Genomic DNA, 24381 nt, shown 5'->3' with positions numbered 1-24381 from the left:
GTTTTTTTATGGGTATGTTTGTAGTATTCGATGCTTCCCTGCTCGAAGCACAGGCGAGGCTCAGACTGACAACACTTTAGGCTTAATTGCCCTCGTCCAGGCCACCGCGGCGGTTAGGGGACTTGGGTTCCGGCCATTCCAGTTGTTCTCCGGTTCTGGAGCTTACGGGCAGTATGCTCTTTTCCCGGGAGGTTGTGTCGGGATCCTCGCTGGCCATATACGCCAGAATCGCCGTAAGGATCACATTGTCCCGTACATCATCAAAGATGATCTTATCGTAAGTATCTCGGTTGGTATGCCAGGTGTAATTCCAGTACGACCAGTTAAGTGAACTCAGACTGAACGCAGGCGCACCCGCTGCCTGAAACGAAGCATAATCTGATCCTCCTCGTGCCGGCGTTCCCGGGAAGGTCGTTTCGATGCCATCGGTGATGCGGTCCGGGACAGGTTCCAGCCAGCTGGAAAGATAGTCGTAGGCGTGCAGGAAGCCACCGCCGGACAGGCGTACCACGCGGCCTGTTCCGTTGTCCTGATTAAAGACCGCCTGTACATTCGCGACGATCTCAGGATGGTCTTCCACAAAGGCCCTGGAACCGTTGAGCCCCTGTTCTTCACTGCCCCAGTGTCCTGCCAGAATGGTACGCTTCGGATTGGGGTAATATTTTTTAAGAAGGCGCATGGCTTCCATCATTATTAGCGTTCCCGTACCATTGTCGGTTGCACCGGTACCGCCGTCCCAGGAATCGAAGTGAGCCGAAAGAATGATGTATTCTTCGGGCTTTTCGGAGCCTTTTATTTCAGCAATGGTATTGAAGGTAGGCACCACACCCAGTTCTTTGGAGAGCGCCACCACATTGAGTTTTGGTGTGTGGCCCGATTGCGCCAGACGGTACAGCATGCCGTAATCTTCCAGTTCAAGATCCACCGTAGGGATCTTCTTGGTGCGCGCACTAAAGATCTTGTTCACTCCAAAACCATTGGACCAGTTGGATGTCACTATGCCCGCAGCCCCTGCCGCTTCGAGAGCTGCCGGTAAGGTTCGGGAGGAGTAGCCCATACGTTTTAAATTGTCTCTCCATGCCGTGGTCTGTTGCTCACGTTCTTCTTTCATCTTTGCAAAGGAAGCTTCCGTAGCGAACTCTTCCCAGTTGTAATCGGGGCGACCGGTGGGCTCCAGCATATCGATCAAGACCAGTTTTCCTTTTACGTTAGGCAACCAACGAACAAACTCGAGGGAATCTTTGACCGTTGGCAGAATAATCACCTCTGCGGTCACACCTTGTTTTGAAGTACCAGGGTTCCAGGCCAGCTGCGTCCCACGCAGGCTTTGTACCCGCGGGTGGATCATATCGATATGGGTGATGCCCCGTTCCCAGCCGCGCCATTCCCCATAGGCTTCGTTTCTGGCCGGAATACCCCAGGAAGCGTATTTCGCGACCGCCCAGTCGTGGGCCTTCTTCATTTGCGGTGTACCCACCAGTCTGGGACCGATGAGATCCATGAGTTCGTGACCCAGAGGTTGTAATTGAGAATTCTCTGTAGCTTCTTTTACGATGTTGTCGATCACCGGATCGTTGTTCTGGGCGAAGACGGTATGCAATGTCAGGAAGCACAGGAGGAGAAGGAATCTTTTTTTCATAAGGTTGGATTTACAATTGGAATTTTAAATATAACAATACTTCTTTTACTATTTAGTTGATATTTTAGAATCGTACATGATTTCAGGAATGGATCATAAAAAAACCCTGCCAAAAGCAGGGTGTGAGGTTGATAGAACCGTATTTTCTTAACGATGGATGGCATAGCTGCTCGCCCTGCCATACAGGGCCAGTTTTTCCCAGACCCCCCATTCTTTAAGTTGTTCGTTCCATTGTTGTAGTAATTTCTTCATACGCTTTCTGTTTAATGGTTCCTATTATCCGTTTCATTCCCTAAACGAGCTTCAGTGTGAACTGTAATCGTTTCAGAAAAGAACAGACCTTGTATTCCAAGCGCCGGAAGGAACAGGATCATGAAGAAACGCCGAAGCGTTCAGAAATAAGAAGAGGGGGTATGCTATAAATGTACGAAAATTCTTCCATATAAGTGCTGCTTTTCAGAAATATTTATCTGAATATCAGCTTATTTCCCCTTCGCCCACGGGTTCATCGGTCGTAGCGATACGGGAATTATTGAAACCGCTGTTGTCGTTAAAATGGACATATACCGGGCCTTCGTTGCGCAGCATGTCGATTAGGTGTTCCAGTTGTGACTCGCGGTAGTAGAACCAGTAATAGTTGCCCGAATTGGTAGCAGGAGGGAGGTCGGTGACGGAATCCTCCTTAAAGTTCACAAAGCATACCTTTCCGCCGCTGCCTTTCAGGTTGAGATTGGTGCGGGTGGTGTTTCGTGAGGACCAGGAGTAATAGTTATAGGTAGTCACCTGAAAAGAAGAAGAAGCCATAGTGTTGTGGTTTTAGTTTCCACAAAGATCGGCAGTAGCAGCGGGACGGCTGTATGGTAAATGCCTGAAATACTCGGAGGGAAAACCCCTATTTTTTTGAGGGATGCGTATAAAAAATCCCGCAGTTGCGGGATTCGTGTTGTTTGATATTGCGTGGATTAAGAGGTGGCGTCGTGCGCTTCGGCTTTGGCTTTCCCTTTTAGTTCTTCGTACTTATCGGTCAAGGAACGTTCTACATCCTGAGCGCCTTCTTTAATCTTCTGGCCCACATTGTTGACCTTTCCTTTTAAGCGCGCTTTCTCGTCATCACTCATGTTCTTGTACTTCCAAAATGCGAATGCACCGGCTGCGACTCCTAACAGTGCCAGCAAACCTTTTCCTTTGTTGTTCATAGTATCTGTTTTTTTATTTGTTGTGTATTAAAGGTACGTCGGGATTTCGGTTGAACCATAGGGAATGGGGACTTTAGGATAAGTTTAATACAGAGTGCTAAGGAAGTATTAAAATGGGGTATTGGATTGTTCTTTTTCTCATTGCCGTGGAATGTTGGTGTAAATGAAATTTTCTTTTTATTTATTTTCTTTTTTTGCTCCTCCAAAAAAAGAACGAAAAAAAGGAGGCCTTTTACGAGGAATTTCCCGGCCTTTGATGCCGGGAACCGCCCCCAAAACTCCGCGTCAGCCACCGTTGGTGGCTTCCTGGATCTCGAAGTTTTGTGTGCATATTCTGGCGTAAAAGGGTTGTCCTTCATATCAAAATATTCGTATTATATGAAGGTTTTAGGTGAGTAGCAAAATCAAACTAATTTATTTATTCGCAAACCCCTATTACCCTTCACTAATCACCGTTCACTGCTCACTATCAAGGGCGTATCGTAGGAAGCAAGCGTCGAATCGGAAGGACTTTTTTTCCTATCGAATTTATTCAATACTATTTACTAAGTCCTAACCCCTAAGTCCTTGCTATTCACTATTAGCATATGTCACTTCGAGTGATGCGCCGGAGGTGCATTGTATCGAGAAGTATTGTTTTTCTTTTTTTATTTCTGCTTTTTCCCATTGCCGCAAAAAGAAGCAAAAATGTCTAGGCTGCAGAAACCATCCCTAAATGCTACGTCGGTTCGCTACACGTTCCGAACTCGGGCTGCTTTCGCAGCCCTCAGACAGCGATTTTACGGGATATTTTCTGAGGCCGTGTTTTGATTCTAAGAGGCTTTCTCTTTTATAGTGCTGACTCATTACTAAATCCGTAACTCCTAAGTCCTAATCCCTAAGTCCTAGCTGCTCACTCCTCAGGGGTAAGGTGGGGATAAGGTGGGGATAGAGTGGGGTTAAAGTGGGGTTAGAGTGGGGATAGGTATTTAGGAAAAAACGGACAAAAACGGACAAAACGGACAAAACGGACAAAACGGACACATGGCTCATTTATGGGTCTATTTTGGTTAAACTTCCAGTGCCGTAAGATTTCAATTTCTTTCAGAAAGGATACTGCACCAATTAAAGTGTTGTAAAATAATCATCAATTAGATTCAGCAATTCATTGGCCCTCCTCACTATAATCGTTGCCCAAACTCTAGTTCTCCCGGCTATCGTTATTTCGAGGTTACAAACTTGATAAAAACGCGAAGAATTTACCTTTTCCATGAAATAGTTCTTATCAAACGAATCCAATTTAGCCGGAATGTCATTATTTTGATATTGAATAGAGTTTATAAAATCAGCATATTGAGTGTTATACTTGTCCAGTTTATTTCCTGCAATTTTTAATCTGCTGTAATACTCTATAATTTTTTTTCGGAGACTATCATTTCTTATTTTTCGGAGATTTCCTGTGCTTTCTAATTCATTAAATGTATTGGTATGACCCGACCAAATAAATCCCGGACCCTCTCCGGCAATTTGAAGATCATTGATAAAGCTAATTGTATCATTTACAACAAACTCACCTTTGTAAAAATCACGACCTAATTCTAATCTTTGAAGTTTCAATTCGTATTCATCTAGGATGTACGCATTAATCGCAGAAATGTCTTTTTTTATATCTTCTTTGATGCTCAATAAGTAACTTTCTTCTATTCTTTTATTTTTAAAAGACTCATGCTCATTATTAATTTGTAAGGCAATCAAGATTCCAATAACCACTAATATAATCTCTCCTAGTCCATACATTAAATACGTACGAATTTTGTTTTCGTTGAGAAGGCGTTTTCTGATTTTTCGAAAAAATTGAATCATCAAATACTTGTTTTTTTCTTAATATGTATTAAAAATATAACAATTCGGGATTTCAAAAATAAAGATTACCCGGTCTTGAGCATGATTAGCTGCTTTATCTGTTAGCAATAGGGATAGTGTTGAGCTTTGCAAGTACACAGCAAACCGAAAATCCTCGCAGATTTTCAGAAGTAGGCGAGAACAAGCAATTACTTATAGCCATTGTTAGCCTACGTTATTTTTAGATGTTTTGGCAATCGATTGTACCATTTTATTGTGCTATAGCAAGCTTTATGCATAAATACATTCAGTTGCTCTAAATCCTCTTCAGGACATTCAATTCCAGTTGATTCAAAGTTAGATTTTGCGTGAACAATTCCATTTCGTGTTGAGTATAAAACGTTCCCCAAATGATTAATCACTCGGTCTTTGATGTCTTTCTTTGATTTATATTCTAATTTTTCAACGTTAGCTCCATTTCTTATTGACAAAGGCAAATCATCGTAAATGTCTACAAGGTCAAATGTGTTGTCTATTAGAGATTTAACCAGTTCTTTATCTCTAATACTTTTTTCATAGTTCTTGGTCAAATCAAAGATTGATGCAATGAAGTCGGCATTTAATGATGTGGCATTAGATGAATCTAATTTTTTACGCATAGCCTCAAAAGCATCTATTTTAGAATAAAACGGTGCGAAATATTCAAAAATCTTGTAGTACGTGAGGTATTTCAAATCATCACTAATAGCTTGATTCGCTTGGATGAATAAATCCATTGCAGGATTATAATCTTCTGTGGCATCCGGAAGATTACTAATTTCTTGCTGAAATTCTTCTTCATCGAATTCGTCTGGATGGTGGAAAGTTGAAAAATTGAATCCTATTTTATAAGTGTGAGACAACTCAAAAAAATATGATTTTATTAATTTTTCTTCATCCTCATCTGATAAACGACTTTCTTTATTTGGATACATTACTTCAACTGCAACGTGACTTGAACAAGGTGGATGATATTTGCTGTATTCATCCTTTTTTGTAGCAGCAATACCTATTAAAATAGGTTCTGTTACTATCTGTAAACTGATTCCATCTTTAGTGGTTGATTGTAAAAATCCTAAATAGAAAATTGGTCCAAGCTCACTTGCCGTAATTACTCTTTGTGTAATAGTATCAGTAGTTACCTTGTTATAATCGTGGATTTTTAATGATTCTATTTCATTTAAATAAACAAGTAAATTATCGGTTTCTACTTCTATTTCAGCCTCTTCCCTGGGAAATGGAAAGTAGACATATTCCAAATCCTCATCTATTTCATCTTCAAGAGGTTCAATTCCATAATCCGTTTCGAGTATTTGGAATCCCTTTTTAATTAATTCTATTTCTTCTTTTGATATTGGCATTTTTCTAATGTAGGCTAACACCTGCTATCCTATAATAAGTTAACGATTATATAGGTCATGAAGGGCTATCGTGCAATTTGTTATAAAGGGGAGAACTCAAATATAGAAAATAATTGAATAGGGGTGTGGGGATGTTTTGTAAAAACGTAACTAATTAGTCAGTACGTTGGCACTGTTGTTCGATAGGATATAGCTATCATGACACCAGTTGATGGATAAATTTCGCTACAACGCGCCATGTGGGAGTGTCAAAAAACAATACTTCAAGTACATGTTCCAAAATTATAAATGCTCCCACATATTTTAAGACCGGGTGTACGCTGCCATTTTTCCATTTGTCCCATAGTATAGCGATCAAAATCCAACTGTCGGCTAATACAACGGCGAACCAAATGTCGGGTCTGGTTATATCCGGAAAATAATGCCGGAACCGAAACCAGGCAGGCCAGAGCACTACTAGTGTTGCTAATAGCATTAACCGTTTGTGCGCTGCTCCATTCTTCCTATTTATGACACCGGCAAGAACAAGACTGATAAACATTAGTGCTGACGTAAGGACCCCCAGAAAACCTGAAATTGCAGTATCCCCGAATCCCAGTCCTAGTTCTTTGTGGACTGCATAGAGACCAACCGGTACCATGGTGAATGTAGTTCCAATCGCAATTAATACGCCTACAATGCCAAGCGTCATATGAAGGCGGTACTTATTAATATTGATAAGGAATGTTTGAATAAAGAAAAGGGTAATCCAGCTAAATGTAAATGCTCCATGAACATACACGATACCTGGAGCCGAAAAGCTGCCTTCAGTTATCGGAATAATGAAGGTCTTTGCAAAGCCAATAAGTACTGCCAAAAGGCCTACAATGGCCATGAGAAAAAAATAAGATGGTTTTGAAGTCTTTATACTTTCCATTGGTACTAGCCTTTTTTTGAATATCGCGTAACAAGTGATCGAATCAAAAATAGCTTGGCTATTATGTTTCTTATTACCAGTGTACTACGTATTGTGTTGTATTAGGGGAGAACTCAAATATAGAAAATAATTGAATAGGGGGAAGGGGTATTGTGGAAATTGGGTTTGTTGTTTTTCTTTTTTTCCATTACCGCGGCATGTTGGTGTAAATGAAATTTTCTTTTTATTTATTTTCTTTTTTTGCTCCTCCAAAAAAAGAACGAAAAAAAGGAGGCCTTTTACGAGGAATTTCCCGGCCTCTGATGCCGGGAACCGCCCCCAAAACTCCGCGTCAGCCACCGGTGGTGGCCTCCTGGATCTCGAAGTTTTGTGTGCATATTCTGGCGTAAAAGGGTTGTCCTTCATATCAAAATATTCTTATTACATGAAGGTTTTAGGTGAGTAGCAAAATCAACCTAATTTATTTATTCGCACCCCTATTGCCCTTCACTAATCACCGTTCACTGCTCACTATCAAGGGCGAATCGTAGGAAGCAAGCGTCGAATCGAATGGACGTATCCCTTCTTTCGAATTTATTGCTAACTCCTAAGTCCTAAACCCTATTACTGGCTATTCACTCTTCACCACTCACCACTCACTACTCACCACTCACCACTCACTACTCACCATTCACCACTCACTACTCACTAATCCCTACTCTTTACGCGGCTTCAGCGGGGTTGGGGGATTTATTTTCAATATTTTAACATAGTATTGTGAGGTGGCGTGTGTGATTCACCTACCTTTGGTTCAAATTATGAGTAAGCCTTTCTTCCTTTAGTATCCTTTCCGAACAAACGAATCATTTGCTTTTCTTCATTCTTTACCCGCTTTAAGACAGGGTTTATAACACAGGTATGTCCGTTATTTAATACCGTACGGAATGCTTGTTATTGATGTCTTCTCATTTAATATTTTAAAAATCATGATCAAACAATTGATACAACGATTACGACCTACTAAAAACAGAACAATTATTAATACAATTAAAACAACAGTAATGACACACGGAACAGTAAAATTTTTTAACTCAGCCAAAGGATTTGGCTTTATCACAGTAAAAGACACCAATCAGGAAGTTTTTGTACACACTACCAATCTTATCGATGACATCCAGGAAGATGATCACGTTCAGTTTGACGTAGAAAAAGGCGAAAAAGGCCTGAGTGCCGTTAGAGTAAGTCTGGTATAAACCACCTTATTTTTCGACAGAAAGTAAAACCATCACCATCGTGATGGTTTTTTTATTTTTAAGGATGCTGAAACTGAATTACATCGCAGGATGGATACAACTGATACGCCTTCACTGTTCACTGCTCACTGAATCTCGAAGTTTTGTTTATGCCTTCCTCTCGCTATGCTCGTCGGAGGCCGGCTTGATGAAAAGGATGTCTTACGATTAATAATTACGGTGTCACTTCGAGTGATGCGCTGGAAGCGCATTGTATCGAGAAGTATTTTTTCTCTTCTTCTCATTACCGCGGATGTGTTGTCTTTAGTATTGATTATTTTTTTTAGATCAACTTTCTTTTGCTGGTCCAAAAGAAAGTTGCAAAGAAAAAGACCCTTCCTCCGTTTCCTAGGAATTTTTCAGCAAGCTGAAAACCACCTCGCCAACTCCGCGTCGTTGCTTTTAGCAACTCCTGGATCTCGGAGCTTGGCTTCGGTTATTCTGGATGAAACGGATGCCTTAAATTGAAGCATTATGCTCTAAGATGTTTTCTGAGGCCGTGTTTTGATTCTAAGCGGCTTTCTCTTTTATAGTGCTGACTCATTACTATCTACTAAGTCCTGACTCCTAAGTCCTAACCCCTAATTCCTAAGTCCTAACCCCTAATTCCTAAGTCCTAGCTATTCACCACTCACTATTCACTGCTTACCGCTCTTTGTTCACTACTCACGAAATACTAATTTTACTAATGTTGTTCGTGTTTTTATCACTACCTTTAGGACTCGCTAAACTAAACCCTTCCTTGCATGAAAACATCACCTGTAAAAGCCTATGGAACCAAAGCACCCGATGCCGATCTGCAACAAATGGAGATCAGCAGGAGGGAGCTCACAGCCGGTGATGTAGAGATCGATATCCATTATTGCGGGGTGTGTCATTCCGATCTGCATTTTGCACGCAACGACTGGGGGATGACCCAGTATCCTGTGGTGCCCGGTCATGAAATTGTTGGTACGGTGAAGCGGGTAGGGGAAGACGTTACCCGTTACAGTGTGGGAGATCTGGTGGCCGTGGGCTGTCTGGTCGATTCCTGCCGAACCTGCGATAATTGCAAAAAGGATCTGGAACAATATTGTCCGGAATGGGTAGGTACCTACGGTGGCTACGACAAGCATCTGGATACCAATACCCATGGCGGCTATTCGGAAACCATTGTGGTGGACGAGGCCTTCGTATTGCGCGTACCGGATAATCTGGATAAGGCAGGCATAGCGCCTGTTCTGTGTGCTGGAATTACCACCTGGTCGCCCTTACGACACTGGAACGTTGGTAAAGACAGTAAGGTGGCCGTTGTAGGTCTGGGCGGTTTGGGTCATATGGCGATCAAACTGGCGGATGCGCTGGGTGCCCATGTCACCCTGTTCTCCAGATCTAAGAGTAAGATAGAAGATGCCAAAGCCTTAGGCGCCGACGCAGTGATCATTTCCACAGACGAAGCAGCCATGGAGCGTGCCGCAGGCACCTTCGACCTTATTATCGATACGGTGCCCTATGCCCATGACCTCAATCCTTATGTGGCGACACTGAACACCAACGGGACGCTGGTGGTTGTAGGTTATTTGGGACCATTGGACCCCATGCTGGTTACCGTTCCCATGATCATGGGACGTAAATCGGTGGCAGGGTCTTTGATCGGTGGTATTGCAGAAACACAAGAATTACTGGATTTCTGCGGAAAGCATAACATCACGTCGGATGTGGAGGTCATCCCCATTCAAGACATCAATGCCGCTTACGAGCGGATGTTGCAAAGCGATGTGAAATACCGCTTTGTGATCGACATGAGAAGCTTAAAGCAATAAGTAATTAGAAGCGCATAACATAAAGTATTTTAGACAGTTAAAAATAAATTATAAATAGAGTAATAATCCATAAAATATAACATTGGGAAAATCGCAACAAACGTATAGTAAAACTGAAAAGGAAAAAAAACGTGCTAAAAAACGGGAAGACAAACGCAAAAAAATGGAAGCCCGTAAATTAGAAAAAGAACAAAACGGGACCACAGGCATCGAGTTCGCCTACGTGGACCATTTGGGAAATCTGGTAGATACGCCACCGGATCCCAGTAAAAAGATAAAAGTAGCCGCAGACGAAATCGTCATTGGGGTTCCTAAAATGAAAGACGAAGATCGAGAGGTCTTCGATCCGGTACGAAAAGGAACGGTGTCGTTCTTTGACCACTCCAAAGGCTTCGGATTTATTATCGATGGCGAGAACCAAGAAAAATACTTCACCCACGTAAGCGGGCTGATCGATGAAATAGCCGAAGGCAACGCCGTATCCTTTGAACTTGAAAAAGGGCAACGCGGGATGAACGCCGTAAAGGTAACCCTGGTAAAATAACTCTAGGTCACTTTTAGTGCCGAGCTTGCAAGGCGCATTGAGAGGTCAATAGATTTCAGTTGACCAATCCGTAAATCATTTTTAAAAATTTGTAAAAGACCTTGTGTGGGTTTATATTACTACTGTTTTTAGTAAAAAATAGTACGAAATGTCAAAAACTTCACTTGAACGATCGCTCGGATTTTGGGATATACTGATGTTTGGGGTGGGAGGTATCGTGGGTGCCGGTATTTATGCCATTATCGGACAAGCAGCAAGCCTGAGCGGGAATATGCTTTGGTTGAGCTTTACGATCGCTGCTTTGGTCGCACTTCTTACGGCCCTTTCGTATGCAGAGTTTGTGAGTCGGTTTCCCGATGCAGGCGGGAGTTTTGAATATATCAAACAAAGTTTAGGATATAAAACCGCACTGGTCCTTTCGGTGGCAATGACGTTTACCGGTATCGTTGCCCCTGCTGCCATAGCCATTAGTTTTGCCGAGTATTTAAGCCGACTCATACAGTTACCCAACTGGGTTGCGATAACAGGAATTATCGTTCTGATGGCCTTGTTCAATATAGTAGGGTCTAAGTACAGCTCTTATTATAACATCGTAGCCACTATAATTACCCTTCTTGGGTTAGGAGTGGTCATTGCATTCTGTGTGCCAGATTGGGGTTCTGTAGCCTTATTTGAAGTGGGTGATGCGGGGTATATAGGAATCATGGGCGGCTCTGCCCTTATCTTTTTTAGTTATGTTGGTTTTGAAGATCTGGTAAAAATGGCCGAGGAAACCAAAAAGCCGAAGAAAACAATGCCAAAAGGCTTGTTATTAAGCGGCGTGATCGTTCTGGTGATCTACGTGATGATCGCGGTGAGTGCCATCAGCACCTTCGGCGCGGAGGAATTATCTCAAAAAAAAGGTCCGCTCGCCTCTGTACTAGAATCCCAGTGGGGCGCCGTGGGAGGGACCGTCCTGGTGATCGTTGCTCTTTTTGCCACGAGTAAAACGGTCTTGAGTAACCTGCTTGGAACTTCAAGACTGCTTTATGACATCGCCAGAGACAGTAAAATATCCTGGTTAAAGAAATTCACCACCCTGAGCGGCTGGGGTAAAAACACACCCAACTACGCCATTGGAGCACTGGCGTTGATCACAATTGCCTTTGGTTTGATCGGGAACCTAAAAGTAGTAGCCTCTATAAGCAACATATTTGTCTTTACTGTTTTTGGGACGGTGAATGTAGCTTTATTGCGTTTCCGAAGTAAAAACAGAACGGAAAAAGAAAAAGATGTATTCCGAATTCCACTAAATGTGAACAACATTCCCATACCAACGGTTTTGGCCTTACTTACCATCATTATGCTCTTCGGGTTTAATATTTATAACTTGCTGTACAGTACCGCATAGAAAAAAGATCACAAAGAAATTGAGTGCAACAAAATTAAAACGAACCATTGGTCTCATCACCGCAACGTCGATAGGGTTGGGGGCTATGCTGGGTGCCGGTATTTTTGTGTTTCCGGGAACTACCTGAAAACGCCGATCTGATACTATGGTCGGAAGCGTTGGATTCAGAACGGGATTTCTTGTATCACTTTATTCTGGAAAAGAAATCGCTGCAGGTCGCTTCCCCAAGTATCATTATACTAAAGCGGGAAGGGGAGTAATTAGTTACTTCTCACCATATTAGCAGCGTATAGAATTCAAATGACATATTGGACTTTTACATACTTACTCACCGGATATTATTTTTTGGCGTTCAAAATCTCCTGAAGTCCATTTTTGACGATATAGCCGTAACCGTCGATATCTATAATTATGTAAAATACTGCGTATACGTCGTATTTGCCTTAGTTATTGCATTTGTACTCTAAATTGAAAAGGATTTAGTGATCGATACGATAAAGGGTTCTGGTGTCGAATTTCCTTATCGATAATTTGTTTGCTACTGGAAGAAGAATAGATCGCAAAACGGCTGTGACATAATAGCTGCCGATATAATTCGCTTACACGAATTTATATCTGATATTATATCAAATACAGTAGTATTCGCCGTTTTGCTTTAATGTATCTACTTGTACTATAAACTGAAAAGGATTTAGTGAACGATACGATGTACGATAAAGGTTCTGGTTTAGAATTTCCTTATCGATAATTTGTTTGCTAAGGGAAGAAGAATAGATCGCAAAACGGCTTTGACATAATATCTGCCGATATAATTCGCTTACACGAATTTATATCTGATATTATATCAAATACAGTGGTATTCGCCGTTTTGTTTCAATGTGCTTATTTGTACTATAATTTATATTATGTAAAATAGAAAAAGTTGTTATAAGGAAGGCCTATGCCCTCAATGCTCAATGTCAACTTGGTATAGGCCTTTTATTTCTTAGGTGCCTAAGGGTGTTTATTCTTCCACCTTGATCGCTTCCACATAGCCGTCATACCGTATGGATGTGCGGTCGGTGCTGTTAATGTCAATGGTACTTTTTAGGTTGGGAAACAGCGTGAGGATCACACTGTAGGTTTCATTCCTTTCACTGATCTCAAATTTTATGGTATAACGATTCTTTTCTTCATCCTTGCTTACCGTATACGTGGATGGAACGCCTTCAAATTCGATGGCGCTGTTGTTATCAAAACTCACGCCGGTGCGGCGCTCTCCGTAATACGGCAGATATGCCGAAACTTCGTTGCCTTCCACACGAAGGAAATTACTGTTCCCGATCAGGTTAATTCTACTGACACTGCTTCCCGCCGGCAGTAATCCGCTGTTGCCCACAGCGTTCAAGCCGCTGGTGACCATGGGATTCGCCACATCCGATTCAATTTGAAAGGCTTCCGCAGCGACCATCGCATCCAGCACCTTAGCCGAGTTTGCGTAAGCGGTGGTGTCCTTAGGCGTACCGCAGCTTATTAGTGCGGTGGCCATTATGATTGTGAGTATATATTTCATAGCATTTTAGTTTACGAATTACATCATAAAATACGCAAAATCCGTACCATTTGCAACCCATTTCCCCCTCTCTTAGTCCGAGTACGAGACGTACAGGAATATATAGCCGTCTGTGGTAGGAACCACCTCCAGCACGCGTACTACCTGATCTTGGTAGATCACCTCACCTTCAATGAATTGCCCCGATTGCTTGCCGTAGACCTGAGCGTCGGTAAGCGCTACGAGCAGATCGCCTCCCTGTGGGGCGGCCATATCTCCCGCTTCTATCTCAAAGTCGCTTGTAGGCGTGGAATACACTAATTTCTCGAAATAGACAGTTCCTTCGGGATCTGAATAGGTCACATTTCCCTGTTTGTTCATGAGCTGGTCGATCGCTTTCTGTGCATCCACGTAATACGGATCTTCATTTCCGTAATTCCGAATGTATTCCACATAGGCCGGGATACGCCGTGAAAGTACGGTATTGTCCCAGTCCAGCTGGTGTTCTTCGGAAAGTCCCTCCCCCTCTTCCGTTACTTCTTCTTGTTGGGTTTCTTCTGAAGTGTCTGCGGTGGCCGTATCCCCGTCAAAGAATCCAAAAACCCATAACAGCAGCAGAAAACCAAGAATACCTCCAACAATGTATCCTATCTTCTTCCCCGACCCGGACGTTTTTGGCGGGACCTTCTTGCTTACGGCCGTTACAGCAGGGCTTCCTTTTATATGTGCTGCGCTGGCGCTTGTCTTTAAAGCGTAGTTCAGGTCCTCTACCAGCCGTGTCAAACCTTTCTCGTAGGTGGTTTCGGTAAAGTCGATATGCTGTTTGCGCGCCAATCGCATGGGAACGGCGCAGGGTTCGATCTTGATCGGACTCACATGTTTGTCCAGTTCCAGGGCATAGGACATCTCATCCTTCACATTGTTTGAAGCTACCGAGGTAGCAGACAATACCAGGATCATGGCATCTGCATTCTTGATCTCCCTTTCAATTACATTATCCCATTCTTCTCCGCTGCGTATGTTCTTGTCGAACCACACTTCAAAACCCATGCTCCGCAGGTCGGTGACGAGTTTGGAAACATATTCGGTATCTGCTCTTGAGTAACTGATAAAAATTTTATTCTTGCTCATTCTTTTGGTTGTTTCAATGATTCGTTATTAGGTCATAGGTTTTTTCAAAAATGTCGCGATCACAAACATACAGTTCGCCGGAAACGCCTTTCATAAGCCAGTCGCCGGGTTTTCCGCGCATGGTCCCTTCCATGGCTTCCACTTGAAATGCTTCATCCATCTGTATACACTCGATAAGCAGTGGTTTTTTGACCGCTTTCTGAAAGACAAGGTCTTTGGTGTGACGTGGATCGATCTTGCGCATGTCTAAATTTACGTCAAAAAGCTCAGTTTCAGAAATGTAATGAAATCATCTTCATGGGTATTCATCAAACTGGTATATGCCATGTATGCATTGGTATGAATCGATAACTTCTGACGTACATCGGCTCGTTCTGCCGCTTTTGCGTAATACTCCCGTGCCGATTCGAAATCGGCGAGATACATATAGGCCTCCGCGAGGGTTGCCTGTTTCCACAGGCTGTCGAACGGATCTTCCTTGGCGGCTGCTAAGGCCTGTTCGGCATAATCCCGCATGCCTCCCCGGTCCTCTTCATACGTAAGACTCATAAAAGCGCGGTTTATGGCGTGGTAATACTGTTGTTCCCTGTGCCCTTTCTGGGTCGAGATCTCCAATCCTTTGCTGTAATACTCCGTGGCCTTCTCCCCGTGATGTACTGAAAAATCCTGAAGGAAGAGCCGCTTATGTCGCCCTGCCAGCATTCCCAGCAGATCGGTATTTTCTTTGGATAACGGATGCTGGGTGAGGATCTCCATAACCTCTTCGTGACGGTCCATGCCTTCCAGTGCGAACAGTAACTGTTTCAATCCTTTTAAGGTGATGGTGTCTTTCTTCGGAAGGAGTTCCCGGATCACCGCTTCGTATTCTCCCAACAGCATGTTGATCTGCGCCTCATCGGTATATTTGTTGAAGAACGTATTGTTGTTGAGCCCTTCCACGATAAGGCGGTAGCCATCGTGTTCCCGTGTTGCAGGTTGCACCATGGAAAAGTGATTTCCGGCCACGGTGATCCGGTCCTCGTCTTTAAAAGGTCCGAAACCCGAAGAAATAGGGATCTCCACATCCTCGGTGCCGGCCACTACTTTGAATTTAAAGGGGTAGCCGTCGCTGAAGGTCTTTTGCCATTCTTTCCGAAGCGAGGTGATAAAAGGAGCTTCGGCATGGAGTTCTTTCAGCCGAGTGTAAAGATTTTTTGGAACGCTTCCCTCCTTCACTCCCCCACTGGGCGTTGCGAAGAGAAAGACATGACTCAATTTGTTCCTGTCTTTTTCAGGAAGGTCCAGCAGGGCACGCTGTACGACCAGGCCGCCCAGACTGTGACCCACCAACGCGATGCGTTTGTATCTGCTAAACCTGTATTGAATGGCGCTTGCCAGATTATCGGCGATCAACTGAATATCGTTCACTGTTGCCCAGATACCTTTACCCATGGATGGTTTGGCGTGTTGTGAATACCCAATGGGGAAAAGGTCCCAGCCTTGCATCTGCGGATCGGCCATGATGAATTCGGGGATCTTTCCGAAAGTATCTGCCGCTTCCCCCGAAAAACCGTGTACAAAGATCACCACACTGGTCGCTTCTTCGGTCTCCCGAAACCGGGTCGTCACCTCTTTCACCGTTCCTTTGGCGGTGGCGATATCTGTATCGGGTACTACTGTATCTTTCATCAGGACACCGGGAATGCGGCTCAGGATAAAGTCATCGTACATTTGAAGGTTCACAAAGGGACGCTGGGTGGGTTTGCGCTGCGGGACGGTTTTCATCAAGTAGTTGATGGCATCTGTCATGCGAATATAGGGTTCCTCGAAAGTAGTTTTGTGCTGGCCCTGCAGTACTTCCAGCAGGCAGGTGGTGAACAAACTGTTCTGGGCTTCTTCCAGGATCCAGGAAACTTCTTCTGCCCTACAGGAGGAAATAATGGAAATACCGCGTCCATCGTCGATTCTGTGAATAAGGCCTTCCGGATTACGCAGGCGGTTCTTCAAATCGGAGGTGTTCAATTTTTGAGACGCTTTTGTCATTCCTTCGGCATGGCAACAATCCAGAAACAAGATAAGCCGTCGGGACCTAAGACTATGAATACGCTCTTTGAGTTCGGTGGCGTGCACCCATGTTTCCCGATACTCCTTTACATTGAAGTCATTGGGTTGCAGATAGTAATGTGACTGGTTCTCATCTTCAGGTTTAAGAGGCTCGTCCGGATGTTCCAGTTCCAGAATGTCATTGTCGGTATAGGTTCCACCGTGCCCCGAGTAGAACAAAAAGACAGAAGAATCCTCATCGACGGTCTCAATAAGCGCATCAAAAGCCTTGAGAATATTATCGCGGGTTGCCTGCTCCTCGGTAAGTAAGGTGATGTTCTCTTTTTTGTAGCCTGCCAGGTTCGGGTCTGATAAAAGGTCATAGATCGCCCGGGCATCTTCCACGCTGGCGGGAAGATCGGCTCCCACGCCTATCAGAATCGCGTATGCTTTATCAAGTGTTGTCGTGTCACTCATTTAAATGGCTTTGTATAATACATTGATCTCCTCTGCCTGACGCCTTGATATATCGGGTTTGGCGCTATTTACCAGAATAAGAAGGGAGCGCATCAACTCACTATTCTCGTGAGAGATCACATTCTTGCGCGCCAGTTCGTGCGCCAGTAAAACGGGTGTTTTACCTTGGGTGTCCAGCTGAGCTTCTTCGGCAAGTTCGAACAGAGAATTTTCCATAAGCACTTTGATATCCATCACCTGCTCGAAGGGCGTTCGTATATCAGAATGCTGCTGTAGATCTATGTTCCCCTTGGCGACGGCTTCCGGTTTTGTCTTTTTGAACTTGTCCTTTGTTTCCTCCAAGAGTTTCTCAAAGGTCATCGCGATGCCACTGCTGTCTACCTTCAGCGAGCCCATGCGCTTAAATATTTCCTGAAAGGAACGCCTGAAATAGAAAAGTATGACCAGAAGCGTCACTGGCCAAATGACCACTTCTATCAGGTTGACAAGTAATTCGAACGGACTAGGATGTATTTGTATGAACATAGGTATGAGTTTAATGCCAATAAGTCATAATTCTTTTAAATTCCGGCAGGTCTTTATATGCCGTAAAATGCGGATCGTTCTGAAACGTCTGTGGCGTATAGGTATTCCCGTCGGCAACGGACTTCAATAAGTACTTAAGCGCCTCTTCCCTATTCCCCACAGCGGCAAAATATTGCGCCAGTCCGTAATCGATATTTCCATATTGATATTGGGTACGAAGCGCTTCCAGAGAACGGATTCGTTCTTCTGCTTCGGAAGGATCACCCGTATGATACAAGGCCACAGCTTGTTTTACACGGATCTCCGAATCATCAGGGTTTTCGATCGCTTGTTTTTTCAGAAGGGGTAACAGTTTCCCGTATGCTTCGGAAAAATACAACGCATCGATCTGTAAGTTGCTGTTTTCTTGAGTGGTTTCCGGTTCGAGCACCTTGTTGAAATACTGTGTGGCCTTTTCCGAAGCACCTGCCATAAGCGCCTCTCTGCCGGCTATAAGATAGAGCGCACTAACATCTTCGTCCGCTCCTGTGATCGCTTCCTTTTTCAAGAAGGCTTCCAGATCGTTAAAGGCTCCGGAGCGCACATACGCTGCGACCAGCGGACGTCTTAAATACAATTCCGTTACCTCAGCCAGGATCGAGGGCATGGTTTCTATGACCGCCCGGTATTGTTTTTGCTCCACCTGCGACAACGCCCGAATGTAATAGCGGTGCTGACAGAACGTACAGTTGGAGAGCTCCATTTTTTGCATATCGATACGGGAGAAAAGCGTATCGACGTCCTTTGGTCTGTTCACATATTGATGGGCGACCACCAGTGTAGAAGCATTGGTCTGCATATCGAAGGGCGCAAAGTTGTATTCGTTCACAACCGTCGCATAGATCTTCTTGTTGTTACCGGAAAGCAACGCATCGTAATGATTGAGCAGGTTGATCTGTCGGCGGTTGTCTCTTGAATTGGGAACTATCTTTTGTAAGAGTGAGTCGGCTTTTTGAAATTCGCCCTTGTTATAATAAAAGCCCACGCGCAGCACTTTCGGTTCAAAATAGTTAGAATCCTCTGCTATGGCCTCATTGAGCAGTTTGATATAGCGTTCGCCGTTGGCAAAGTTGCTTTTGGCATCCAGCAGCGCCTGATACGCTTTGTACTTAGGCGGATCCTCCTGAAGGCTCAGGTTCTTCGCATCACTGGTGCTGAAATAGCCCAGAATAAGCTGTTTAAGTGATTCAATGCAATCCAGCGGCGACTTCGCATCACATTCCACAGGCGGGAACGAAATAAGCGTTTCATCGATGTCACCGTCCATGATAGAAGACTGGAAGATAAGTTTTGGGCCGTTGAGAAAGAAATTTCCGGTGATCACCTTGCCCGGTTTAAAGTAGTTCTTCAGGACGCTCTGGTTATCGACGTTCTTTTCCGAAGCTTTAATAATACTAATGTAATCGTTCACGATCTCCGGAGAGACCACCTGCCCCAGCTGATGCTGAGTGATCCCGTGTGTGATCCAGTCGGCCGTCATCTTGCTCACGACCTCGTATTCTGCATTTCCTGTATTGTTTCCGAAGTTAAGGATCCCGATCTTATCGGTCGCTGCCACTGAGGCCAGGGAGACCCGGTTTCCGAAGGCATTGTTGGCGATAAGTGAAACCGCCACCACCACCAGAATACAAATCACGGCCAGCGAAGAAAAATACATTCGTTTGAACTTGCTGTACTTCTTCAGGCCTTTTTCTGAAAGATCCTCTTCTGTTTCCGAAGGCGCGATCCTGCTCTTCCAGATGTAAAAGATGTAGAGGGGAAAGCCTAACAGCAGTGCGATAATGAGCACGGTCACCGAACGTTCGGGAAGGGCTAAAGGCTGCCAGGTAACCGCCAATACCTGAATAAGTACCCAGGAGGATACGATATAAATAGAAAGCATTTTAAATACTTCCTTCTCACTACACTCTTTTAGAAAAGAATTTAGTTTCATGGGGTGTATATGGCACTTCTAAATTGCTGAAATAGAGAAGCGTTTCTTTGGTTTAGTTAGAAGTTTTCACTAATATAGTAAATAATTAACTCTTAAAAGATATAAAGTCATGGCAAAGAAAGCAACCTCCAAACCGGGTGTAAGTATTAACCCAAAAAAGTCTGCCGGGACATCGAAACCCGGAGTGAGTATCAACCCTAAAAAAGGAGCGACGCCAAAACCGGGCGTTAGTATCAATCCGAAGAAAAAATAACCACACCTTCTACCGGAGGGTCAAGGACCTTCTGATCATACAAAGAAAAAACTGTTGTAAGGTATCTCTGTTAGTCACATTTCGACAAGTTCCATGTGACAACCATCCACTGTAGATTCCCGGCGTATGAATATTTCCTACTGCCCGGGATGATACTTGATGCCTTCGGTAATGATAAGTCCCGCGGTAGCATGTTGCGTATAATATTCGGCATGCAGGTATTCTGTTGGTCATAGGCGCCATGACGACGCGGTTGGGCAGTTTCAGGGCACCCACAGTGTACGGTGGCAAGACCGGTTGTTCTTTATTCAAAGTTTCATTTTTTATTCTTCTTCTTCTCGATCGGTTTGTTCGCCTCCGGGAGTCATTTCAATGCGTTGATGCATGCGATCCATTGCATTTGAGATCTCTGATTTCTCTTCTTCGGAAAACCCTTCAGGATTCAGTTTCACCTTACCGTTGCCTTTCGGAACAAAGGATTCTGCTTTTGTCACCTTGCGAAAATTGGACGAGCGGTGGTACGCATTTTGGAAATCGGCGTGAGGTCGTTGTTTTGATTCTTTTGGTTTCATAGTCGTTCTGTTTTACTTGGTTTTAATTAATTCTCTTCGGAAGTGTTTTTAGGGTCGTCATGAAAATTGCCGTTGAAAGCAAATGCTGAACGCGTTTTACGCTCGCTTGTGGGCGTTTCGATCTTCTGAAGGTCTTCGGGAAGATCACTGCTGTCGCCACCGTAATATCCTATGGCCAAGGCCGTAGCTACATGATAGTCGTTCGTAAATTCAAATTCGGCATGCGCTTCCTCGTGTTTTACACCGGCCATTTGGTGAACCGCAATGCCCATGCTTTGTGCCTGAAAGGTGAGATGTGCACTAAAGGCTCCCAGATCGTGTAGGGCGTGAAAATTTTCTTTCCCCTCGGCCTTTGTCTTTTTAAAGGCAGCCAGCATGAGTACCGGAGCGTTCCCGGCCCATTTCTGATTAAAAGGGTCCAGACACTCAAAGATACGGTTGTAGGTCTCACCGCCCTTTGCTCCCCAGATGATCCGCCAAGGCTGGACATTACTGCTGCTGGGTGCCCATCGTCCCGCTTCCAGTAATAACTGGATCTCAGTTTCCTGCACTGCTTGGTCTGAAAACACACGCGGGCTCCATCGTTCCTGTAGTAAAGGGTGAATATCGTGTTTCTTGAGTATCTTCTCTGTGATCATATCTTTTTTGTTTAAAGTTACAGGGTCACATCTAAACACAATGAATCTTTATAGATACTTTATCATGATTTTATGGAAACTTTAACGCAACAGACCTCGGAACCCCGTCTTTGATATGAGATAATAATTTCCGCCGGTATTGAAAAAGGTTCCCTTGCGAAGGATTACTTTTGCGGAATGAAATTACGAACCGCTCGCACCCAAACCGAATTTATCGCCCTCATGGCCGCCCTCATGTCGGTAACGGCCTTGTCGATTGACGCCTTGCTTCCGGCCTTGGATGTGATAGGTGTTTCTATAGATACCAAGTCCCCTGCCGACAATCAGCTGCTTGTTACGATGATCTTCCTGGGGCTGGGTGTAGGTCCTCTTGTCTTCGGTCCCCTGTCTGATGCGATTGGCCGGAAACCTTCGGTGTACATGGGTTTTGCCGTATTCGTGATCGCCAGTTTTATCTGTGTTCATGCCACAAGTCTCGAAGGAATGGTCTTTGGGCGTATTCTGCAAGGAATAGGACTGGCCGCTCCCCGAACCGTTTGTATCGCCATTATAAGAGATCTTTATAACGGAGACGAGATGGCTCGAATCATGTCTTTTGTAACCGTGGTATTTCTTTTGATCCCTATTGTGGCACCTGCTATGGGTAAGTTCATATTAGAAGTATATACTTGGGAGGGGATTTTCTATGTACAGATATTAATAAGTATGCTGGTTGCTGTATGGTTCTGGATTCGACAAGAAGAAACTTTAGTTCAGGAACATCGAATTCCCTTTGCGTTTAAACGTATTTTACTGGGATTCAGGGAGACCTTGCGACACAAACGGACGATGGGCTATACGTTTATTTCCGGATTTATCGTTGGGTCGTTTCTGGTCTACTTAAGTGCTTCGCAACAGATCTTCGAAACGCAATATGGGCTTACCGAAGCGTTTCCTTATATATTTGCAGGTCTGGCCGTTTCCATAGGTCTGGCAATCTTTTTGAACGGTACTTTTGTGATACGCTTTGGAATGCAACGGATGGTAACGACATCGTTACTTGGATTCCTTATAGTTTCGGTACTATACGTTGTACTCTTTTTCAACACACCACAGCCTCCCATTTACATCTTATTACTATTCTTTGCGGCTCAGTTCTTTTGTATTGGATTTCTTTTTGGAAATTTACGTGCCTTAGCGATGGAGCCCGTAGGTCATATAGCGGGGATTGCTGCAGCGGTCACCGGACTCATATCCACCCTTATGGCTGTGCCGATCAGTACGTTTATCGGCCGATTTGTAGTGACCAGTACACTACCCTTGTTCTTAGGGTTTTCGTTGTGCGCTATGATCTCGATAGGAATTTTGATATGGATAAAACGAACCGTATAAGTATTGTTTCCAATTCTGCAAAACCTATAAAGGATTAACATTTTATTATTGCAAATTGTAACGGTTACTTTATACATTCGCAAAAAATATTTTATATGCTCGTCTGGGGGTTATTCATTCTCGTTATTATTTTCTTTTTAGCATTGGATCTGGGTGTTTTTAACAGAAAGGCTCACGTAATCAAAACCAAAGAAGCGTCCATTTGGACTACCGTTTGGGTTTCTGTGGCGCTCGCTTTTTCCGGAGTCGTGTATTGGTTGTTCGCCAATGAAATGGTAGCGAATCCTACCGGTCTCTCCCCTAACAATGCCATGCTGAAATATATCACAGGGTATTTGATCGAACTGTCGCTAAGTATCGACAATGTCTTTGTAATCGCTGTAATCTTCTCCTCTTTCGGGATTCCGGATAAATACCAGCACCGGGTGCTGTTTTGGGGTATCTTGGGAGCCATCTTTTTCCGGGGGCTTATGATCTTTTTTGGGGTAGCCTTAATCAATAAGTTCGATTGGATCATTTATGTGTTTGGTGCCTTTTTGTTATACACAGCTTACAAGATGTTGACCTCCGCAGACACCGATTTCGATCCTCGTAAATCGGCTATGTATCGTTTGATCCGAAAATATTTCCCGGTTTCCCATGTAATGGATGGCGAGAAATTCTTTATCAGGCGAATGGGAGTCCGTGCCGCTACCCCACTGTTCATTGCCTTAATGATCATTGAGCTTACAGACATCCTTTTTGCACTGGACAGTATTCCTGCTATTTTGGCCATCACCGCAGATCCTTTTATTGTGTTTAGTTCTAATATACTGGCGATTCTCGGGCTTCGTTCCATGTATTTTTTGATCTCACGAATGCTTCAGAAGTTTCGATACATTAATTACAGTCTGGTTGTGATCTTAAGTTTTGTGGGGGTAAAAATGATTCTATCGCATCATGTGCAAATTCCGGAGTGGTTGTCGTTAGGGATCATTAGCTTGTCCCTCATTGGTGGAATTGTTGCCTCTCTTCTTATCCCGGCAAAAGGCGACCCGCTTTCGCACTCCTAATTTCACAAAAATATATTAAAAGTTTGGCGTCCCCTCTAGGCTATTGTATCTTTAAATATCATTAAAACCTAGAATACTATGACTATAAATTTCGAGTATCACAACGTAAGTGCTAGTCCGCGTCTGGAAGGATTAGCTTCAGAAAAACTTAGCAAACTAGAAAACAAATATGACTTTATCGTTGCTGCCGATGTTTACTTCAAGAAAGAGAACACCAGCACACCGGAAACCGGAATGATCTGCGAGATACGACTGAACGTTCCCGGAACCACCTTATTCTCACAATCCAACAATGGTGCTTTCGAGGTATCGCTTGCCAAAGCAACCGATGAAGTGAAAATTCAGCTTCAGAAGAAAAAAGAGAAAATGCAAACATATTAATCATGGATGATATGGGAGTACTCGCCAGAGACGACAAACAATTTACATTAATTTATAGTAGTGAAACCCGTGTGGGTACGCACGCTCTCTCCTATTTACAGGGCATTGAGGATAAACTACTGGCCATTGATATCGCCAAGACGAAAGTGGCCGATACCCAGTGGGCAGAGATCGCCGAGGCTATGGGCTGTAAGATTGGTGATCTCGTCGACAAGCGAAAGGTAGAGGCCAATGACACTTCGGAGTTTGACAGCAATGACTGGCTAAAGATACTTCAGAACAACCACGAAGTATTGTCCCATCCTATTGCTATCAATGGAGACCATACACTGCAGATCGAAAATGCTACCGATGTGCTGGAATTCTTCGGAGTAGATTCCGCAGGGCTAAAAAAAACAATGCACACCGAAAAACCTAACATAGAGAAGACCACCAAAGGAGAAAAATTTAAATAATTATAAAGAATACCTAAGAAAA

Annotated in this window: 24 protein-coding genes; 9 read left to right on the top strand and 15 right to left on the bottom strand. The window is 43.8% G+C overall.

Features of this window, described 5'->3' with window-relative positions; translation table 11 throughout:
• Positions 1–82 precede the first annotated feature (82 nt).
• The 6 genes from JS40_RS03115 to JS40_RS03085 all read right to left on the bottom strand — a co-directional run bounded on the left by JS40_RS03115 (position 83) and on the right by JS40_RS03085 (position 6972).
• Positions 83–1639: a M20/M25/M40 family metallo-hydrolase gene (locus tag JS40_RS03115; RefSeq protein ID WP_034258270.1), complete on the bottom strand. Its 1557-nt coding sequence runs from the start codon at positions 1637–1639 to the stop codon at positions 83–85.
• 477 nt (positions 1640–2116) lie between these two features.
• Positions 2117–2443, bottom strand: a complete 327-nt coding sequence (locus JS40_RS03110) for a hypothetical protein (protein ID WP_034258267.1) — start codon at positions 2441–2443, stop codon at positions 2117–2119.
• A gap of 158 nt (positions 2444–2601) precedes the next feature.
• The gene (locus JS40_RS03105; RefSeq protein WP_034258264.1) at positions 2602–2835 is read right to left on the bottom strand and encodes a hypothetical protein; all 234 of its coding nucleotides are present in this window, start codon (positions 2833–2835) and stop codon (positions 2602–2604) included.
• A gap of 1104 nt (positions 2836–3939) precedes the next feature.
• On the bottom strand, positions 3940–4611 hold the full coding sequence (locus tag JS40_RS03095) for a DUF6090 family protein (protein ID WP_152558122.1): 672 nt from the start codon (positions 4609–4611) through the stop codon (positions 3940–3942).
• A 275-nt stretch (positions 4612–4886) separates the two neighbouring features.
• Positions 4887–6056, bottom strand: coding sequence for a hypothetical protein (locus JS40_RS03090; protein WP_034258256.1), 1170 nt, complete (start codon positions 6054–6056; stop codon positions 4887–4889).
• 196 nt (positions 6057–6252) lie between these two features.
• Positions 6253–6972: a hypothetical protein gene (locus JS40_RS03085; RefSeq protein WP_034258254.1), complete on the bottom strand. Its 720-nt coding sequence runs from the start codon at positions 6970–6972 to the stop codon at positions 6253–6255.
• Between the two features lie 1040 nt (positions 6973–8012).
• Here JS40_RS03085 and JS40_RS03075 point away from each other — a divergent pair.
• The 4 genes from JS40_RS03075 (at position 8013) to JS40_RS03055 (ending at position 11979) form a co-directional block, all read left to right on the top strand.
• Positions 8013–8204 (top strand): cold-shock protein, encoded by a 192-nt coding sequence (locus tag JS40_RS03075; RefSeq protein WP_034261998.1) that lies wholly within the window; start codon positions 8013–8015, stop codon positions 8202–8204.
• 785 nt (positions 8205–8989) lie between these two features.
• Entirely contained in the window at positions 8990–10045 is a 1056-nt protein-coding gene (locus JS40_RS03065; protein ID WP_034258247.1) for an NAD(P)-dependent alcohol dehydrogenase, read from the top strand.
• 82 nt (positions 10046–10127) lie between these two features.
• Entirely contained in the window at positions 10128–10589 is a 462-nt protein-coding gene (locus JS40_RS03060; RefSeq protein ID WP_034258244.1) for a cold-shock protein, read from the top strand.
• 148 nt (positions 10590–10737) lie between these two features.
• Complete coding sequence (locus JS40_RS03055) at positions 10738–11979, top strand: APC family permease (protein WP_034258240.1); 1242 nt, start codon at positions 10738–10740, stop codon at positions 11977–11979.
• Positions 11980–12982: 1003 nt separating this feature from the next.
• Here the strand turns inward: JS40_RS03055 and JS40_RS03050 are convergent.
• The 6 genes from JS40_RS03050 to JS40_RS03025 all read right to left on the bottom strand — a co-directional run bounded on the left by JS40_RS03050 (position 12983) and on the right by JS40_RS03025 (position 19637).
• Positions 12983–13531: a DUF4251 domain-containing protein gene (locus tag JS40_RS03050; protein WP_034258238.1), complete on the bottom strand. Its 549-nt coding sequence runs from the start codon at positions 13529–13531 to the stop codon at positions 12983–12985.
• Between the two features lie 72 nt (positions 13532–13603).
• Positions 13604–14641: a toll/interleukin-1 receptor domain-containing protein gene (locus tag JS40_RS03045; RefSeq protein ID WP_034258236.1), complete on the bottom strand. Its 1038-nt coding sequence runs from the start codon at positions 14639–14641 to the stop codon at positions 13604–13606.
• A gap of 13 nt (positions 14642–14654) precedes the next feature.
• Positions 14655–14885, bottom strand: coding sequence for a PGDYG domain-containing protein (locus tag JS40_RS03040; protein WP_051957478.1), 231 nt, complete (start codon positions 14883–14885; stop codon positions 14655–14657).
• Positions 14886–14893: 8 nt separating this feature from the next.
• Positions 14894–17140: a caspase family protein gene (locus JS40_RS03035; RefSeq protein WP_034258234.1), complete on the bottom strand. Its 2247-nt coding sequence runs from the start codon at positions 17138–17140 to the stop codon at positions 14894–14896.
• Positions 17141–17665 (bottom strand): hypothetical protein, encoded by a 525-nt coding sequence (locus JS40_RS03030; protein ID WP_152558121.1) that lies wholly within the window; start codon positions 17663–17665, stop codon positions 17141–17143.
• 10 nt (positions 17666–17675) lie between these two features.
• The gene (locus tag JS40_RS03025; protein WP_034258228.1) at positions 17676–19637 is read right to left on the bottom strand and encodes a tetratricopeptide repeat protein; all 1962 of its coding nucleotides are present in this window, start codon (positions 19635–19637) and stop codon (positions 17676–17678) included.
• A 109-nt stretch (positions 19638–19746) separates the two neighbouring features.
• Here JS40_RS03025 and JS40_RS15440 point away from each other — a divergent pair, with 109 nt between their 5' ends.
• Positions 19747–19890 (top strand): hypothetical protein, encoded by a 144-nt coding sequence (locus JS40_RS15440; RefSeq protein ID WP_160172948.1) that lies wholly within the window; start codon positions 19747–19749, stop codon positions 19888–19890.
• Positions 19891–19899: 9 nt separating this feature from the next.
• Here JS40_RS15440 and JS40_RS15330 read toward each other — a convergent pair whose 3' ends face one another.
• From JS40_RS15330 to JS40_RS03015, 3 genes are read right to left on the bottom strand one after another with little or no spacing between them, the layout of a single operon-like run.
• Positions 19900–20202, bottom strand: a complete 303-nt coding sequence (locus JS40_RS15330) for a hypothetical protein (protein ID WP_152558120.1) — start codon at positions 20200–20202, stop codon at positions 19900–19902.
• Positions 20203–20213: 11 nt separating this feature from the next.
• Complete coding sequence (locus JS40_RS03020) at positions 20214–20462, bottom strand: hypothetical protein (RefSeq protein WP_034258226.1); 249 nt, start codon at positions 20460–20462, stop codon at positions 20214–20216.
• Positions 20463–20488: 26 nt separating this feature from the next.
• Positions 20489–21100 (bottom strand): nitroreductase family protein, encoded by a 612-nt coding sequence (locus JS40_RS03015; protein WP_034258225.1) that lies wholly within the window; start codon positions 21098–21100, stop codon positions 20489–20491.
• A gap of 177 nt (positions 21101–21277) precedes the next feature.
• On the opposite strand from JS40_RS03015, the gene JS40_RS03010 reads away from it, so the two are divergent.
• From JS40_RS03010 to JS40_RS02995, 4 genes are all read left to right on the top strand, one after another.
• Positions 21278–22471, top strand: a complete 1194-nt coding sequence (locus tag JS40_RS03010; protein ID WP_034258224.1) for a multidrug effflux MFS transporter — start codon at positions 21278–21280, stop codon at positions 22469–22471.
• Between the two features lie 95 nt (positions 22472–22566).
• Positions 22567–23523 (top strand): TerC family protein, encoded by a 957-nt coding sequence (locus tag JS40_RS03005; RefSeq protein ID WP_034258223.1) that lies wholly within the window; start codon positions 22567–22569, stop codon positions 23521–23523.
• Between the two features lie 78 nt (positions 23524–23601).
• Positions 23602–23904 carry an HPF/RaiA family ribosome-associated protein gene (locus JS40_RS03000; RefSeq protein WP_034258221.1) on the top strand — a complete coding sequence of 101 codons (303 nt, stop codon included), beginning with the start codon at positions 23602–23604 and terminating at the stop codon, positions 23902–23904.
• Between the two features lie 2 nt (positions 23905–23906).
• Entirely contained in the window at positions 23907–24359 is a 453-nt protein-coding gene (locus JS40_RS02995) for an arsenate reductase family protein (protein WP_034258220.1), read from the top strand.
• Positions 24360–24381: the final 22 nt, after the last annotated feature.

It is taken from the genome of Altibacter lentus, from assembly GCF_000746845.1.
Classification (GTDB): Bacteria; Bacteroidota; Bacteroidia; order Flavobacteriales; family Flavobacteriaceae; genus Altibacter; species Altibacter lentus.
Note: the sequence above shows the minus strand (reverse complement) of the source record. Positions and strands in the feature narration are given on the sequence as shown.